The 14,814-nt window shown below is 73.9% G+C and carries 9 protein-coding genes; 7 read left to right on the top strand and 2 right to left on the bottom strand.

The window, feature by feature from the left end; translation table 11 throughout:
* Positions 1–4,757 (bottom strand): beta-ketoacyl synthase N-terminal-like domain-containing protein (locus AB0K60_RS27180; protein WP_364060842.1); only part of this gene is annotated, 4,757 nt, incomplete at its 3' end.
* 211 nt (positions 4,758–4,968) lie between these two features.
* Here AB0K60_RS27180 and AB0K60_RS27175 point away from each other — a divergent pair.
* The 6 genes from AB0K60_RS27175 to AB0K60_RS27150 all read left to right on the top strand — a co-directional run bounded on the left by AB0K60_RS27175 (position 4,969) and on the right by AB0K60_RS27150 (position 10,869).
* Positions 4,969–5,442 carry a hypothetical protein gene (locus AB0K60_RS27175; protein WP_364060839.1) on the top strand — a complete coding sequence of 158 codons (474 nt, stop codon included), beginning with the start codon at positions 4,969–4,971 and terminating at the stop codon, positions 5,440–5,442.
* A complete protein-coding gene (dpgA, locus tag AB0K60_RS27170) occupies positions 5,385–6,077 on the top strand; it encodes a 3,5-dihydroxyphenylacetyl-CoA synthase DpgA (RefSeq protein WP_364060836.1) in 693 nt (230 codons plus the stop codon). The genes AB0K60_RS27175 and dpgA overlap by 58 nt, the downstream gene beginning before the upstream one ends.
* A 112-nt stretch (positions 6,078–6,189) precedes the next feature.
* Entirely contained in the window at positions 6,190–6,936 is a 747-nt protein-coding gene (gene dpgB, locus AB0K60_RS27165) for an enoyl-CoA-hydratase DpgB (protein WP_364060833.1), read from the top strand.
* On the top strand, positions 6,936–8,684 hold the full coding sequence (locus tag AB0K60_RS27160; RefSeq protein ID WP_364060830.1) for a thiamine pyrophosphate-binding protein: 1,749 nt from the start codon (positions 6,936–6,938) through the stop codon (positions 8,682–8,684). The genes dpgB and AB0K60_RS27160 overlap by 1 nt, the downstream gene beginning before the upstream one ends.
* 108 nt (positions 8,685–8,792) lie before the next feature.
* Complete coding sequence (locus AB0K60_RS27155; RefSeq protein WP_364060827.1) at positions 8,793–10,265, top strand: class I SAM-dependent methyltransferase; 1,473 nt, start codon at positions 8,793–8,795, stop codon at positions 10,263–10,265.
* A gap of 130 nt (positions 10,266–10,395) precedes the next feature.
* Positions 10,396–10,869, top strand: coding sequence for a helix-turn-helix domain-containing protein (locus AB0K60_RS27150; protein WP_364060824.1), 474 nt, complete (start codon positions 10,396–10,398; stop codon positions 10,867–10,869).
* Positions 10,870–10,904: 35 nt separating this feature from the next.
* On the opposite strand, the gene AB0K60_RS27145 is transcribed toward AB0K60_RS27150, so the two are convergent.
* Entirely contained in the window at positions 10,905–13,511 is a 2,607-nt protein-coding gene (locus AB0K60_RS27145; RefSeq protein ID WP_364060821.1) for a LuxR family transcriptional regulator, read from the bottom strand.
* A gap of 398 nt (positions 13,512–13,909) precedes the next feature.
* On the opposite strand from AB0K60_RS27145, the gene AB0K60_RS27140 reads away from it, so the two are divergent.
* Positions 13,910–14,740, top strand: coding sequence for an SDR family NAD(P)-dependent oxidoreductase (locus tag AB0K60_RS27140; protein ID WP_364060818.1), 831 nt, complete (start codon positions 13,910–13,912; stop codon positions 14,738–14,740).
* Positions 14,741–14,814: the final 74 nt, after the last annotated feature.

Here is a 14,814-nt window from a genome sequence, read left to right as displayed (position 1 = left end):
GCCAGGCGGGTGGCGGGGATGCCGTGGAGGGCGGGCCATTTGGCGGGGTGGGCGGTGGCGTGGACGTCCAGGCCGAGGTGGCGGGCGAGCTGGGTGGCGGCCATGCCGACGCCGCCGGCGGCGGAGTGGATGAGCACGCTTTCGCCGGGGCGGGCCCGGGCGATGTCGAGAAGTGCGTAGTAGGCGGTCAGGAACGCGACCGGCACGGAGGCGGCCTGGACGTACGACCAGCCGTCCGGGATCGGCGCGATCAGCCGGTGATCGACCACCGCGACCGGGCCGAACCCGCCCGGCATCAGCCCGAACACCCGGTCGCCCACCCGGAAACCCGGCACGCCGGGGCCGACCTCGACGACCACGCCCGCGCCCTCACCGCCGGGCACGGCCGCGCCCGGGTACATGCCGAGCGCGATGAGCACGTCCCGGAAGTTCAGCCCGGCCGCGCGGACCGCCACCCGCACCTGCCCGGCCGCGAGGGGCGCCTGCGCGTCGGGCGCCGGAACGAGCGCGAGCCCGTCGAGCGCACCGGGCCCGCCCGGCGTGTCCAGCCGCCACGTGGCCGCGTCCGGGACCTCCAGGGGCATCGCCGCCCGCGCCAGCCGCGGCGCGAACGCCACCCCGCCGCGCACCGCGAGCTGCGGTTCGGGCACCGTCAGCGCCGCCGCCGCACCCGTGCCCGACCCGTCCAGGTCGAGCAGGGTGATCCGGCCCGGATGCTCGGTCTGCGCCGACCGCAGCAGCCCCCACACCGGCGCGTACGTCAGATCCACCGGATCGTCGCCGGGCTGCGCCGCGACCGCCCCTCGCGTCACCACCACCAGCCGCGTCGCCGCCAGCGCCGGCTCGGCGAGAAACTCCTGGACGGCTTCGAGCGTCTCGGCGACCGCCTCGCGGACGGCCTCGGCCCGGGTGACCGCCTCCGGCGCGGGGGCCGCGCGGACGAGCAGGGCGATGCCTCCCCCGTCGCCTTCCCCGTCGTCTCCCCCGGCCCGGGCCAGAGCCGCGAGATCCGGGACGGGGGTGACGGGCACGCCCTGGGCGCGCAGCAGATCCGCGGCGCCCACCGGGTCGGAACCCACAAGGACGACCCGTCCCGACGGACCCGCGGCGGACGGAGTCCGCTCGGCCCAGACCAGCTCGAACAGATCGTCCCCGGCGGCGCTGGAGGTGCCGGTGGGGGCGTCATGGACGGGCCGTCCGATGAGCGCGCCGACGGTGGCCACGGGAGCGCCGGCCGGATCGGCGAGCAGGATCCGGACGCCGTCCGCGTCGATGGGGCGGATCAGCACGCGGACACGGGTCGCGCCGACCGCGTGCACGCGCACGTCCGACCAGGTGAACGGGAGGCGCGGCGCGCCGCCGAGCACGGCCGCGTGCAGGGCGGCGTCGAGCAGCGCCGGGTGCAGGAGGAACCGGGCGGCGGCATCGTGCAGGGCCGCGGGCAGCTCCGCCTCGGCGTACACGTCGTCGCCGTCCCGCCAGACCGCGCGCAGGCCCTGGAACGCGGGACCGTAGTCCAGGCCGTCGGCGGCCAGACCCGGGTAGAACCCGTCGAGATCCTGCGGAACGGCACCGGGCGGCGGCCACGCGGTGAACACGCCGAAGTCCGCGTCCGGCTCGGCGGGCTCGGGGGCGAGAACGCCGGACGCGTACCGGACCCAGGGCTCGTCGTCGCGGTCGCGGGCGTGCACGGTCAGGTCGCGGCGGCCGTCCGCCCGCGGCGGGCCCGCCGCCACCTGGATCTGCACGGGCCGGCCCGAATCGACCCGCAGCGGCCGTTCGAGCGTGAGCTCCTCAACGGCGCCGCACCCCGCCCGGTCGGCGGCGTGCCCGGCGAGCTCGGCGACCGCGGTCCCCGGCAGCAGCACGGAGCCGCCGACGCGGTGGTCGGCCAGCCACGGATGCGCGGCGAGGGACAGCCGCCCGGTGAGCACGATCCCGCCGTCGGCGGCGAGCTCGACGAGCGCACCGAGCAGCGGATGCCCGGCGGGATCGAGCCCGGCGGCGGCGACCTCGGCGGCGGGGGCGGGCGTGGGCCAGTACCGCTCCCGCTGGAACGGATAGGTCGGCAGCCCGGTCACCGGCCGCGCGCCCTCCGGCAGCACCCGGCTCCAGTCCACGGCGCCGCCGCGCACGTGGACACGGGCGAGCCCGGCGTGGACGTTGCGCAGGCCGGGACGGTCTCGGTGCAGCGTCTCAACGGGACCCCCGCCGGGCATGTCGCCCAGCGCGTCCGGCAGGGCGTCGGTGATCGCGGCGAGCAGCGTCGGGTGCGGGCTGATCTCGGTGACGCCGGTGTACCCGGCCGCGGCGAGTGCTTCCAGCGCCGGCGCCAGCCGTACCGGGTGCCGCAGGTTGTCGACCCAGTACCGCGCGGTGAGCCGGCCCCCGTCGATCCAGTCGCCGGTGAGGGTGGAAAACATCGGGATGGCCGCGTCGGCCGGGGTGATGCCGCGAAGGGCCGCCTGCAGCGGTTCGGCGATGGCGTCCACGTGCGGGCAGTGCGAGGCGTAGTCCACCGGGACGCGCCGCGCCCAGACGCCACGGCTCTGGCATGCGGCCAGCAGTTCGGCGATGGAGCCGGCGCCGCCGGAGACGATGGTCTGACAGGCGCTGTTGAGCGCGGCCACGTGCAGGTCGGGCCAGGGCGCGATCAGCTCGGCGGTCGCCTCGGCGGACAGGCCGGCCACGACCATGCCGCCTTTCCCGGCCAGGTGGTGGCGGATGAGCCGGGAGCGCAGCGCGACGATCGCGGCGCCGTCGGCGAGGGTGAGGGCTCCGGCGACGGTGGCGGCGGCGATCTCGCCTTGGCTGTGGCCGATGACCGCGTCGGGCCGGTGGCCGTAGGAGCTCCACAGCTCGGCCAGCGACACCATGACCGCCCACAGCGCGGGCTGCACCACATCCACGCGGTCCAGCGCGGCCGGGTCGCCGAGGGCCTCGTGCAGGTCCCAGTCCACATGCGGGCGCAACGCCTCGGCGCACTCGCGCAGCCGTCCGGCGAACACCGGCGACTCCTTCGCGAGCCGCAGGCCCATCCCGGGCCACTGCGAGCCCTGGCCGGGGAACACCCACACCGTCTTCACCGGATGGGCGGTGCCGGTGACGATGTCGGGGTCGGACGTGTCGGCGGCGAGGGCGTCGAGCGCGGCCAGGGCGTGGTCGCGGTCGGCGGCGAGCACGACCGCCCGGTGCGGGAACGCGGTTCGCCGGGTGAGCGCGTGCGCGACGTCGCCGAGTCCGGTCTCCGGGCGACGGGTCAGGAACTCGCGCAACCGCCCGGCCTGCTCCCGTACGGCTGTCGCGGTCTTCGCCGACAGCAGCAACGGCACCGGCCCGTCCACGGCCTCGGGCGCGCCGTCACGGGGCTCGGGCTCGGGCGCCTCCTCGACGATGACATGCGCGTTCGTACCGGAAACCCCGAACGAGGACACGCCCGCGCGGCGCGGCCTTCCCTCGCGCGGCCACGGCCGTCCCTCGGCGAGCAGCTCGACGCCGCCGGACCAATCGACCCGGGACGTGGGGTTGGCCACGTGCAGCGTCGGCGGAAGGTGCCCGTGCCGCAGCGCCAGCACCGTCTTGATCAGCCCGACGGCGCCCGCGGCGGCCTGGGTGTGCCCGATGTTCGACTTGACCGAGCCGAGCCACAGCGGCCGGTCCGCCGGGCGGTGCCGCCCGTACGCGGCCAGCAACGCGCCCACCTCGATGGGGTCGCCGAGCGCGGTGCCGGTGCCGTGTGCCTCGACCGCGTCGATGTCCGCGGGGGACAGGCCGGCGTCGTCCAGGGCGGCCCGGATGACGCGTTCCTGAGCGGGCCCGTTCGGCGCGGTCAGCCCGGCCGACGCGCCGTCCTGGTTGACGGCGCTGCCGCGGACCAGCGCGAGCACCGGATGCCCCAGCCGCCGCGCGTCGGACAGCCGCTCGACGAGCAGCATCGCGGCACCCTCGGCCATGCCGAACCCGTCGGCCTCCTCCGCGAACGCCTTGCAGCGTCCGTCGGCCGCCAGGGCACGCTGCCGCGAGAACGTCACCAGGCCCTCGGGGGTGGCCAGCACCATCGCGCCGCCGACCAGCGCGGCGGTGCAGTCGCCCCGGTGCAGCGCCCGCGCGGCCAGGTGCAGCGCGACCAGCGACGACGAGCACGCCGTGTCGACGGTCACGGCCGGACCCTCAAGCCCGAGGGTGTAGGCGACCCGGCCGGACGCGACGCTCGCCGTGTTGCCGGTGACGAGGTAGCCCTCCAGGCCGGTGTCCCCGCCGGCGAGGGTCGCGTACGCGGGGCCGCCGACGCCGACGAACACCCCGGTACGGCTGCCGCGCAACGTGGCCGGATCGATCCCCGCGTCCTCGACGGCCGCCCAGGAGGTCTCCAGCAGCAGCCGCTGCTGCGGGTCCATGGCAAGGGCTTCGCGTGGATTGACGCCGAAGAACGCGGCGTCGAACCCGGTGGCATCGGCGAGGAACCCTCCGCCGCGCACATAGCTGGTGCCGGGCCGATCCGGGTCGGGGTCGTAGAGGGCGGCCAGATCCCAGCCGCGGTCGTCCGGCAGCGCCGACACCGCGTCGCCGCCGGACGCGACGAGCCGCCACAGGTCGTCGGGGGAGCCGACGCCGCCCGGCAGCCGGCACGCCATCCCGACGATGGCGATGGGTTCGCGGTCGCGCCGTTCGAGCTCGGCCAGCCGATCCCGGGTCCTGCGCAGATCCGCGGTGACCTTCCTCAAATATTCAACGATTTTTTCGTTCTCGGAGCTCATTCCACACCTTGCTTCGGCCGCGAAAGGGCGGATGGCGGACGAGGATCGAATGAATCGGACAGTACCCGGATCAATTCCGCAGGTGTACCCCTAAGTGCGTTAGGGGATTTTTAGGGGTTGCGGTTCGCGTCGGCGGTTGCGCAATCTAGATCGCGACAGGCGCACAGCCGTGGCGCGGTGTGCCGGCGGTGCCGACCCACCGGAGTGGACCATGACCGAGACATTGACCCCTGTCGTGCCATTCGATATGACCGTTGCAATGCGCACGGCACCAAGAATCGTCGGTGTCGGAACGGCGGTCCCCGCCCATTCCTATTCGCAGCGGGAACTGCTTGATATCTTCGGAATCAAGGACCCGAAAATCCGATCGCTGTTCCTCAGCAGCGCGATCGACCGCAGGTACTTGCAGCTTCCGCCGGAGGACGGCGCGGGCGGCCGGCGCATCGAGTCGCAGGGCGAGCTGCTACGCAAACACCGCGAGCAGGGCGTCGACATGGGGTCGCGGGCGCTGCTCGGCTGCCTCAAGCAGATCGGCGCCGACATCGCCGATGTCCGCTACCTCGTCTGTGTGACGTCCACCGGCTTTCTCACCCCCGGGTTCAGCGCATTCTCATCCGAGAACTGGGGATGCGGCCCGACACGGCCCGGCTCGACGTCGTCGGCATGGGCTGCAACGCCGGGTTGAACGGGCTGACGAGCGTGGCCGGCTGGTCCAGGGCGAACCCGGGCGAGCTGGCCGTCATGGTGTGCGTGGAGGCCTGCTCGGCCGCGTACGTGTTCGACGGGACCATGCGCACGTCGGTGGTGAACAGCCTGTTCGGCGACGGCGCCGCCGCGGTCGCGCTGGTCTCCGGCGAGCAGGCGGGCGACGTCCCGCCGGGCCCGGCGGTGCTGCGGTTCGCCAGCCGGATCATCCCCGAGGCGATCGGGGCGATGCGGTACGACTGGGACGACGACCACGGCAAGTTCAGCTTCTTCCTCGACCGTGACATCCCCTATGTGGTCGGCGCGCACGCCGAGGAGGTCGTCCGGCGGCTGCTCGCGGGAACGGGTCTGCGGATCAGCGACATCGACCACTGGATCGTGCACTCCGGCGGCAAGAAGGTCATCGACGCGGTGATGGTCAACCTCGGCCTGACCCGGTACGACGTCCGCCACACCATCGACGTGCTGCGCGACTACGGCAACCTGTCGAGCGGCTCGTTCCTGTTCTCCTACGAGCGCCTCATCGAGTCCGGCGTCGTCGGCCCGGGCGACCACGGCGTGTTCATGACGATGGGCCCCGGCTCGACCATCGAGACGGCCCTCGTCCGGTACTAGCCCTCCACCCGCCGCCCGCAGCGGGCGGGTGACGTCCACGACCGCGGGCCGCGCGCCCTGCGGTCCTGTCAGGTCCGCCGCGGACGTGCCGCGCGGACCGGGAAGCGAGCAGATGAGCCAGACCCCGGCCGAAGCCGCCCCGCCGCCCGGTACCGATACGGACGGTTACGAGCTGGGCGGCCTGTCGGTTCTGCATGTGAAGATCGAAGGCGGTCCGCTCACCGCGGACCGTGTCGCGGCCGTCGAGGGCCTGTGCGACCGGGTCGAGGACGCCGCCGCGGCCGGCGCCGCCCCCGCGGGCGTCGTGCTGCGCCTCGGACTCGGCCCCGGCGAGGAGCCTCCGCCGCACGACCCCGCACCCGTCCACCTGGTGAACAAGTGGGAACGCGCGCTGCGCCGGCTGGAACGGGTCAGCGCACCCACCCTCGCGGTCGCCCGCGGCATCTGCTCGGGCGTCGCGGTGGAGGCGCTGCTCTCCTGTGACCACCGCATCGGGGCGGAGGACCTGCGGCTGCGGCTGCCGTTCACGGCGGGCGCCCCCTGGCCGGGGATGCTCGTGCACCGGCTCGCCAACCAGCTCGGCGTGGCCCGCGCCCGCGGGCTCGTGCTGTTCGGCACCGAGGTGCCGGCCGAGCGGGCACTCCACCTCGGCCTGGTCGACGAGATCGCCGCCGATCTCAAGGCGGCGCTGGAGGCACAGATCAAGCTGATCTCCGGGCTGTCGGGCACCGAGCTGGCGATCCGCCGCCGCCTGCTGCTGGAGGCCGCCGCCACCACCTTCGAGGACGCGCTCGGCACCCACCTGGCGGCCTGCGACCGGCTCGCCCGCCGCGCCGCCGCGTCCGCGCAAGCACCCTGATGCGGCCGGTCGAGGCGCTGTTGCGCGTGCTGCGCGACGAGGGCGCCGACCGCGTGTTCGGCAACCCCGGCACCACCGAGCTGCCGTTCGTCGACGCCCTCATCGGCGCCCCCGACGCCCCCGAGTACGTGCTGGGGCTGCACGAGTCCGCGGTCGTCGCGATGGCCGACGGCTACGCGCGCGCGACCCGGCGGCCCGCCTTCGTCAGCCTGCACGCCGCGGCGGGCCTGGCCAACGGACTCGTCGGGCTGCTCAACGCGAGCCGGTCCCGCACCCCGCTGGTCGTCACTGCCGGACAGCAGGACCGGCGGCACCTCATCCAGGACCCGATGCTCGCCGGCGATCTCGTGCGCCTCGCGAGCGGGGCCGTCAAGTCCGCGTACGACGTGCAGCACGCCGCGGACCTGCCGGTTCTGCTGCGCCGCGCGTTCGCGCTCGCGGCCCGGCCCCCGGCCGGCCCGGTGTTCCTCTCGGTGCCGATGGACCTGCTCGCCGAGGACACCGAGGTGTCCCTGCCGCCGCGATCCGCCGCCGTGCCCCCGGCCCCCGCGCCGAACACGCGGGAGGCCGCGGCCGTGCTCGCCGCCGCGCGGCGCCCGGTGATCGTCGCGGGCGACGGCGTCGGCCGGGAGGACGCGGTCGCCGCGCTCGTCGCCATCGCCGAAACGCTCGGCGCGGCCGTCTACCACCAGCCGATGAACGACGCCCTGGACTTCCCGACGGGGCACCCCCTCTACGCGGGCGTCCTCAATCCGGTCAACGCCGACATCGCCCGGACGCTCGCGCCGTACGACGTGCTGTTCCTGGCCGGCTGCCACGCGTTCAACCCGCACCACTACTCGTTCGGCCCGCCCATTCCCCCGGGCATGCGGGTGGTGCAGGCCGACTCCGACCCCGCCGAGTTCGGCCGGAACTTCCCGGTCGAACTGGCGCTGTCCGGCGGCCTCGCGCCGACGCTGCGGCGACTGGCCGCGGAACTCGCGGACCCGCCCCCGCCGGACGCGTCCGCGCGGGCCGCCGAGACCGCCGCGCGGATCGCCGCGGCCCGCGCCGCCACCGAGGACGCGGCCCGCGCCGCCCTCGCGGCGGCCGACGGCGACGTCCTCGACCCGCTCGCGCTCGGATACGCGGTCGCGTCCGCGCTGCCGCCACGGGCCGTGGTCGTCGAGGAGGCCATCACCACGGGTGTGCTGCTTCGCCGGGTGCTCCGGCAGGACGAGCCCGGCGGCTTCGTGCACACCGTCGGCGGCGGGCTCGGCTCCGGCACCGGCATGGCCGTCGGGACCGCGCTCGGCCGGCCCGGCCGCCCCGTCGTGGCCGTCCTCGGCGACGGCTGCGCCACGTTCGGACTGCAAGGTCTGTGGAGCGCGGCCCGGTACGGTACGGCTACCACGTTCGTCGTCGCCAACAACGGCGAGTACCGCACCCTCAAGGAGACCCTCGACCGGTGGGGGAGCCGCGCCACCGCCGCCGGCGTCTACCCCGGCCTCGACCTCGGCCTCGACCCCTGCATTGACCCCGGCATTGACCTCGGCATTGACTCCGGCCTTGGGTCCGGCCCCGCCGGGGCCCGGGCGGCATCGCGGCTGCCGTTCACCGCCGCCGCGGAGTTCTTCGGCGTCCCCGCCGTACGCACCGCCGACCCCGACGAACTGGCCGAGCTCGTCGCCAAGGCTCCCCAGCGCGACGGACCCCTGCTCATCGACGTGCCCGTCACCGGGCACATCCCTGCGCGGGGGCCCGCATGAGTCACGCCCCCGCGTCGGGTGGCCCCGGGTGACGGCATCACGCACGGCGCCGGCGCGTCTGTCCGCCCGTCCGCCGTGCCCAGACTCCCTTTCGAAAGGCGGATCCTCGTGGACCACCCCACCCAGACCCTTGCGCCCGACCTCGCTGCCGACCTGGACGTCGTCACCACCCGGCCCGCCGTCTCCGCGGAGGTCGGCGAGGCGCTGCGCCGGCTCGCCGCGCCCCTCCTCGCCGCCGAGGACGCGGGCCGCGAACCCGACCCGGGATACGTGGCCGCGCTCACCGCCGCCGCGGCGGACGCGCCGCCCGACCGGGTCGCGCCGCTGCTCATCCTGCTGGGCGTGGCCGCCGAGACCGGGCCGGGCGCGCACCACGCCGTCCGGACCGGCCTCGACCGGTACCTCGCGGCCGGTTCGGCCCGCCGTACCGACCCGGTCCTCGCCTGCGCGCTGCTGTACCTGCTCGGCCACTTTCCCGAGGACCGCGCCGCGATCCCGCCGGTCGCCGACGCGCTCCCCGTGAGCGCCGACGACCGGTCCCGGCTCGACCGGGAGCTGGCCGCGTTCGACCCCGGCGACCCCGCCATCGGCCGGGTCTGGCCCGCGCCGTCCGACTGGGAGCTGTCGTCCGACGAGCGCGCCCGCGACGCGGCCTGGCTGGCCCGCCTCGACCCCGACCGGGTCCGCGCGATGTGGCGATCCGACACCCGTACCCTCCTCGCCTACTCCGGAGCCAAGGCGCTGTGGGCTGTCGAGCACGGCATGCCCGGCTACCGGCCCGCCGGGGTGGTCCCGCCGCAGCGGTCCGGCCCGCACGCCCCGCCCGACGCCCACGCCGCGGCGCTGCGCTGCCCGTCCTGCCGCGGCGGCCTCACCTTCACCCCGGCCGCCGCGCACTGCTCCGCCTGCACGGTGGAGCACCCCGTACGCGACGGGATCCTCGACCTGTCCGCGGGCGTGGGCGACGCCACGGCCGAGATGACCAGGAACGTGCCGCTGCGCTACGACCAGGTGCTGCGGCCCGCGTTCATCCGGTTCATGGGCGGGAACTGGGCGGGTGTCCTGCCCGTCGAGGACGAGGACGCCTACCTCGCCGAACACGTCAGGCCGGGGCCCGGACCCGTCCTCGACGTGGGTGCGGGCACCGGCCGGTGGACGAGCGTGCTCGCCGAGCGGTTCGGCGCGGGCGACGTCCTCGCCGTGGACCTCAACGCCGCCATGCTCGGCAGGCTCCGCGCGGCCCTGCCGGACGTGCCCGCCGTCCGCGCCGGCGCGCTCGCGCTGCCGCTGGCCGACGCGTCGATGGGCGCCGTCGTCTGCTGGAACGCCCTCCAGGCGCTGCCCGACGCGTCCGCCGTGATCGGCGAGATCGGCCGGGTGCTCATGCCCGGCGGCACGTTCAGCCTGTTGACGTTCCGCGGCGCCGACGACCCGCTGTACCGCCGGTTCCAGACCCGTCCCGACGGGGTCGTCGTGTTCGACCCCGACGAACTCGCCGGAATGTGCGCCGCCGCCGGGATGACCGTCGCCGACATGCGGCTACCCGGCAACTGCGTGATCGCCACGTTCGTCCGCGCCTGAGCTTTTCGGCCTTTCCGCGAGGCGGGCGCCGACCCGCTCGCACCGCGCCCCGGCAGCGTCCGGCATGGCATCCTGTCTACGAGGTCCCCGGCCCAGGGTGCCACGCCGTCCCGAGGAAGGAGCCGCACCGGTGAGCTCGCGTGACCGCACCCCCGACCTCCTAGGCGATCTCCTAGGCGACCTCCGCGGCGACCTCCGCGGCGACCTCCGCGACGACCCCCTTGGCGACCTCCGCGGCGACCTGGGCACCGACGGCGACATGGAGACGTGCCGCGAGGTCCAGGAGATCATCGGCCTGGTCGGCGACAAGTGGACGCTCATCGTCCTCGGCAACCTCGTAGAACGCTCGATGCGCTTCGGCGAGCTGCGGCGCGTGGCCGACGGCATCTCGCAGCGGATGCTCACCCGCACGCTCCGCCGGGTCGAACGCGACGGCCTCGTCACCCGCACCGTCCTTCCGACCACGCCCCCGCACGTCGAGTACTCCCTCACCGGCCTGGGCGCCGAGTTCGTCGCCCAGGTGGCGGAGCTGGGCCGCTGGGCGCAACGCCGCCGTGCCGAGATCCAGTACAGCCAGGCCGAGTACGACGCCCGTACCCGCTGATCCTCGGGGCCCGGGAGTCCCCGGGCCCGAGGACGTCAGGCCGTGCGGGCGCCGGTGAAAGCGAGGTCGGTGAGGCCGAGGTCGGTGAGGCGGCCGTGAAGCTGGGTCCTGCGGGTCACCTTGAGCTTCCGGTACACGTGGGTGAGGTGCTGTTCCACCGTGCTGACGGTGATGTGCAGCTCACGGGCGATCTCCCGATTCGTGAGGCCGCGCACCGCCAGCCTGATGACCCGCCATTCCGACCTGCTGAGCCTGCCGGGCCCGTCGGGCAGCGGCCGGAACGGGCCGTCGAGTATCCGCGCGGACGGCGGGTCCGCGTCGGGCGTCTTGTCCGGCCACTCGTCGGCGACCGCGTCCGGATGGCCGCCGCCGGCGCTCGTGGCGGTGCATTCCCGGGCGGCGGCCTCCCAGACGGCGAGAAGGTCGCGGCAGGCGCGAAAGTCGGCGTCGGCGTCGGCGGTATGGCCCGCGGCGAGGTGGTAGCGGCCACGGGCGCGCCAGTAGTCCAGACCGTATCTGGTGCGGAACAGGGCCGGGGGGACGGGCATGGCGGCGAGCCTCGCCGCCTCGGCGAGGTCGCCGGCCGCGACGGACGCCCGCAGCATCGCCGCCAGCGGCACTCCCACGGCGATGCCCCAGCGTTCCATGTCGAGCAAGGTCAGCGCGGTGACGGCGTACTCGCGGGCCGTCTCCAGGGCGCCCTGCCGTACGGCGATCTCGGCGCGGTGACCGGCGAGGATGGCCTGCCAGGTGTGCGCGCGCTGCGCGTCGGCCTGTTCGATGAGGATGTCGCAGCCGCGGGCGGCGGCGTCCGCCTTCCCGGCGTTCAGCAGCCCGGTGAGCATGGCGGTGAGCGGCCCGAACGTGACGTCGTCGAGTCGGCAGGTGGCGAGCGTTCGTTCGACGGTGTCGGTCTCGATCACATCGGCGTGGCCCGCGAGCAGGGCGATCAGGGTGTCGGCGGCGAGCGTGTAGGGGCCGTTCTCGGGGACGGCCGGCGCCGACCTGTCGGGAGGTTCGGGGACGCGCACGGCCAGCAGGGGGAAGTAGTACGCGAGCCAGGCCCGCAGGAACCGCTCCTCCTCGGTGCGGTCGCCGGGGAGCCGTTCCATCTCGTCGAGGACCTGCGCGGCCTCGTCGAACCGGCCGTGCCAGGCGAGGTACCGCAGCAGGAAGCAGGCGTCTGTGCGAGTGAGCCGACCGGCCTTGACGGCGGCGGTCAGTTCGGGGACGTGCCGCATCGGCAGCGCCGGATCGTTGCGCAGCTCCGTGCGGGCGAGCATGGCGGTGATCGGGGTGCGCTCGTCCTCGTCGGCGGTGCTGCGGGCCAGCTCCAGGCAGGAGACGGCACGCTCGGCCAAGCCCGCCTTGAGGGACTGGACGGCGGCCTGCCGCAGCACCGTGACGGCCCAGCGCGGTAGCGGCGGCGCGGCCTTCAGCAGATGGCCGACGACCTGGTCCTGCCCGGCGGCGGCCCGGTGCAGCTCGGTCGCGGCGCGGGTGTGCAGCCGGGCACGCTCGCCGGGCTCGGTGTGATTGATCACGGCGAGGCGGGCCGCCTCGGCCCGGAACCTGTGCCCGGTCAGCAAACCGGTCGCGTTGAGCGCGGCGATGTGCTCGCTCACGGAGCTGACGTCCAGCCCGGCGAGCTCCCCGGCGCGGCAGGGGGTGGTGGCGTCGTCGAGCAGTGCGATCGCCTGTGCGGTCCGCAGCACCGGCACCGTGCTGCGGTGCAGGCACGCCAGCACGGCCTCCGCGAACGCCCCGCCGTTGCCGCGCGCGGGCCGGCCCGCCCGCCGCGCCCGATACTCCTCGATGAGCGCCGAGACCAGCAGCGGGCTCCCTCCGGTCAACGCGTACCAGTGTTTCGCGAGCGCCCGCCATTCGTCCGCCGGCGCACCTCGTGCGTGCTGGTCCTCACCTTGGGGGTCGGTGCGGGCGGGCTCGGCGAGGCGGAGGGGGCCGGTGGCCATGGCCCACGAGGGTGGCCCGTCGGGGAACGCGGCGTGCAGGCCGTCGCGGATGCCGCCGGGGGTGAGCGGCGCCAGGCGGATCCTGCGATAGCGCGGGAGGCTCAGGAGCTCGGAGTGGAGCGGCCGGTACTGGTGCCGGGGCGAGCTTTGCTCGGTGAGCACCATGAGCATGCGGCTGCGGCGCAGCCGCCGGGCGAGGAACAACATGGCCTGGGCGGACAGCTCGTCGGCGTGCTGCACGTCGTCGGCGACCAGCACGACGGGCCGGTCCCGGGACAGGTGGACGAGGAGTAACCACAGCGTCCTGACGATCTGAGAGTAGGCGCGCTCGGCGTCCTGGCCGGTGGACTCTGCGGTGAACAGGGCCTCGCACAGCCGCGGGTCGATCTGCTGCTGCACGAGTTCCCAGCAGTCGGGACGCAGGACGACGTGCTGGAAGAGCTGCGCTATCACCTCGAAGGGCAACTCCTCCTCGGTGCGCGCGGCGGTGGCGTTCATCACAAGGGCGCCGGCCCGGCCGGCCCGGTCCATAAACTCCTCGATGAGCGCGGTCTTTCCCGCCCCGACGGGACCGGTGACCGCGACCACACCCCCGTTTCCCCGATCGGCCTCTTTCAGCATCGATGCGAGCACATGCAGCTCAGCGTCGCGCTCGATCAACGTTGTCATTCCGTCCCCTAAGGTCTGATCACGTTTTGATCAAGGGCCAGTGCTCCATTCTATGTGACGAGGTTGCAAGGCCGTGGGCCGGTGTGTACGCCGGGGAAAAAATGGTTTGCATTGGAATTCGGATTGTGCTAACAGCTGGTTTACTGAGGTGTAACACGAAGCGGTTCAAGCGGGTTATCCGAACGGCCTATACTCCGCGAGTGATTGTGACCATGTGATCACAGTCACCATCGGCCGGTTTCCTCGCATATCGCCACAATGGTTACATAGATGTGCCTATCTGACATTTGTGTGCCTTCTTGCGCGTGCGTCCCCGGGACGTGAAGGTAGCCAGGTGGATCCTGCGGGTTGCGGGTCCCACATGCCCGCCGAGGATTACGCGTACAGGGGAAACGCTCATGAGAAACTTCGTCATCGTCGGCGGGACCGATGGTATGGGTCGCGCCCTCGCGCGCCACTACGTGACTACCGGCGACGCCGTCATGGTGGTCGGCCGGAACGCCGCCAAAGGCAAAGGGTTCCTCGCCGAGGCGGGGCCGGACGCGCGCGACCGAGCCCATTTCGTACAGGCCGACCTGAGCACGCTGGCCGGGCAGCGAACGGCCGCCGCGCAGATCGCGCGCATCTTCCCCGTGGTCGACGGGCTGGTCTTCACCGCGCAGCGTTTCCACAGCACGCGGATGGTCACCGAGGACGGCTACGAGGCCACATTCGCCCTCTACTACCTGGCGAGGAAGACGCTCGGCGACGCGCTCGTCCCGCTGCTGGAGAAGGCACCGCAGCCGGTGGTGGTCAACGTGTGCGGCCCCGGCGTGAAGGCGGGCGAGATGCACTGGGACGACCTCCAGCTCACCCAGGGCTATGCGGGCCTCAAGGCGATGATGCAGGGCAGCCGCGCCAACGACCTGCTCGGCATCGGATTCACCCAGGAGCACCCTGACAGCAGGATCAGCTACGTGCTGTACAACCCGGTGTTCGTGGCGACGAGTTTCTCCGGCGACTACTCCAAGCCGGTGGCGGTGTTCATCACGATCGCGAAGAAACTGCTCGCCACACCCGTCGACAAGGGCGTGCAGCCGATCATCGGACTGATCGACAACCCGCCCGCCGAGCGGATCAGCGCGTGGAAGAAGCGCACGCGCCTCCCCCTGGACACACCCGCGTTCAACCCCGACGACGCGGCCCGGCTCCGCCAGATCACCGCCGACCTGCTCGCCTCCCACTCCTGAGCCCCGGCGTACGCCCCGGCACAGGGCCGCCTCAGGCGTCCGAGGCGGCTCGCCCCACCCGACCGCGCACACGG

Origin of the sequence: Thermopolyspora sp. NPDC052614, assembly GCF_040678635.1 — a bacterium.
In the GTDB taxonomy this organism is placed as follows: Bacteria; Actinomycetota; Actinomycetes; order Streptosporangiales; family Streptosporangiaceae; genus Thermopolyspora.
This window is presented reverse-complemented; position numbering and strand designations above follow the sequence as displayed.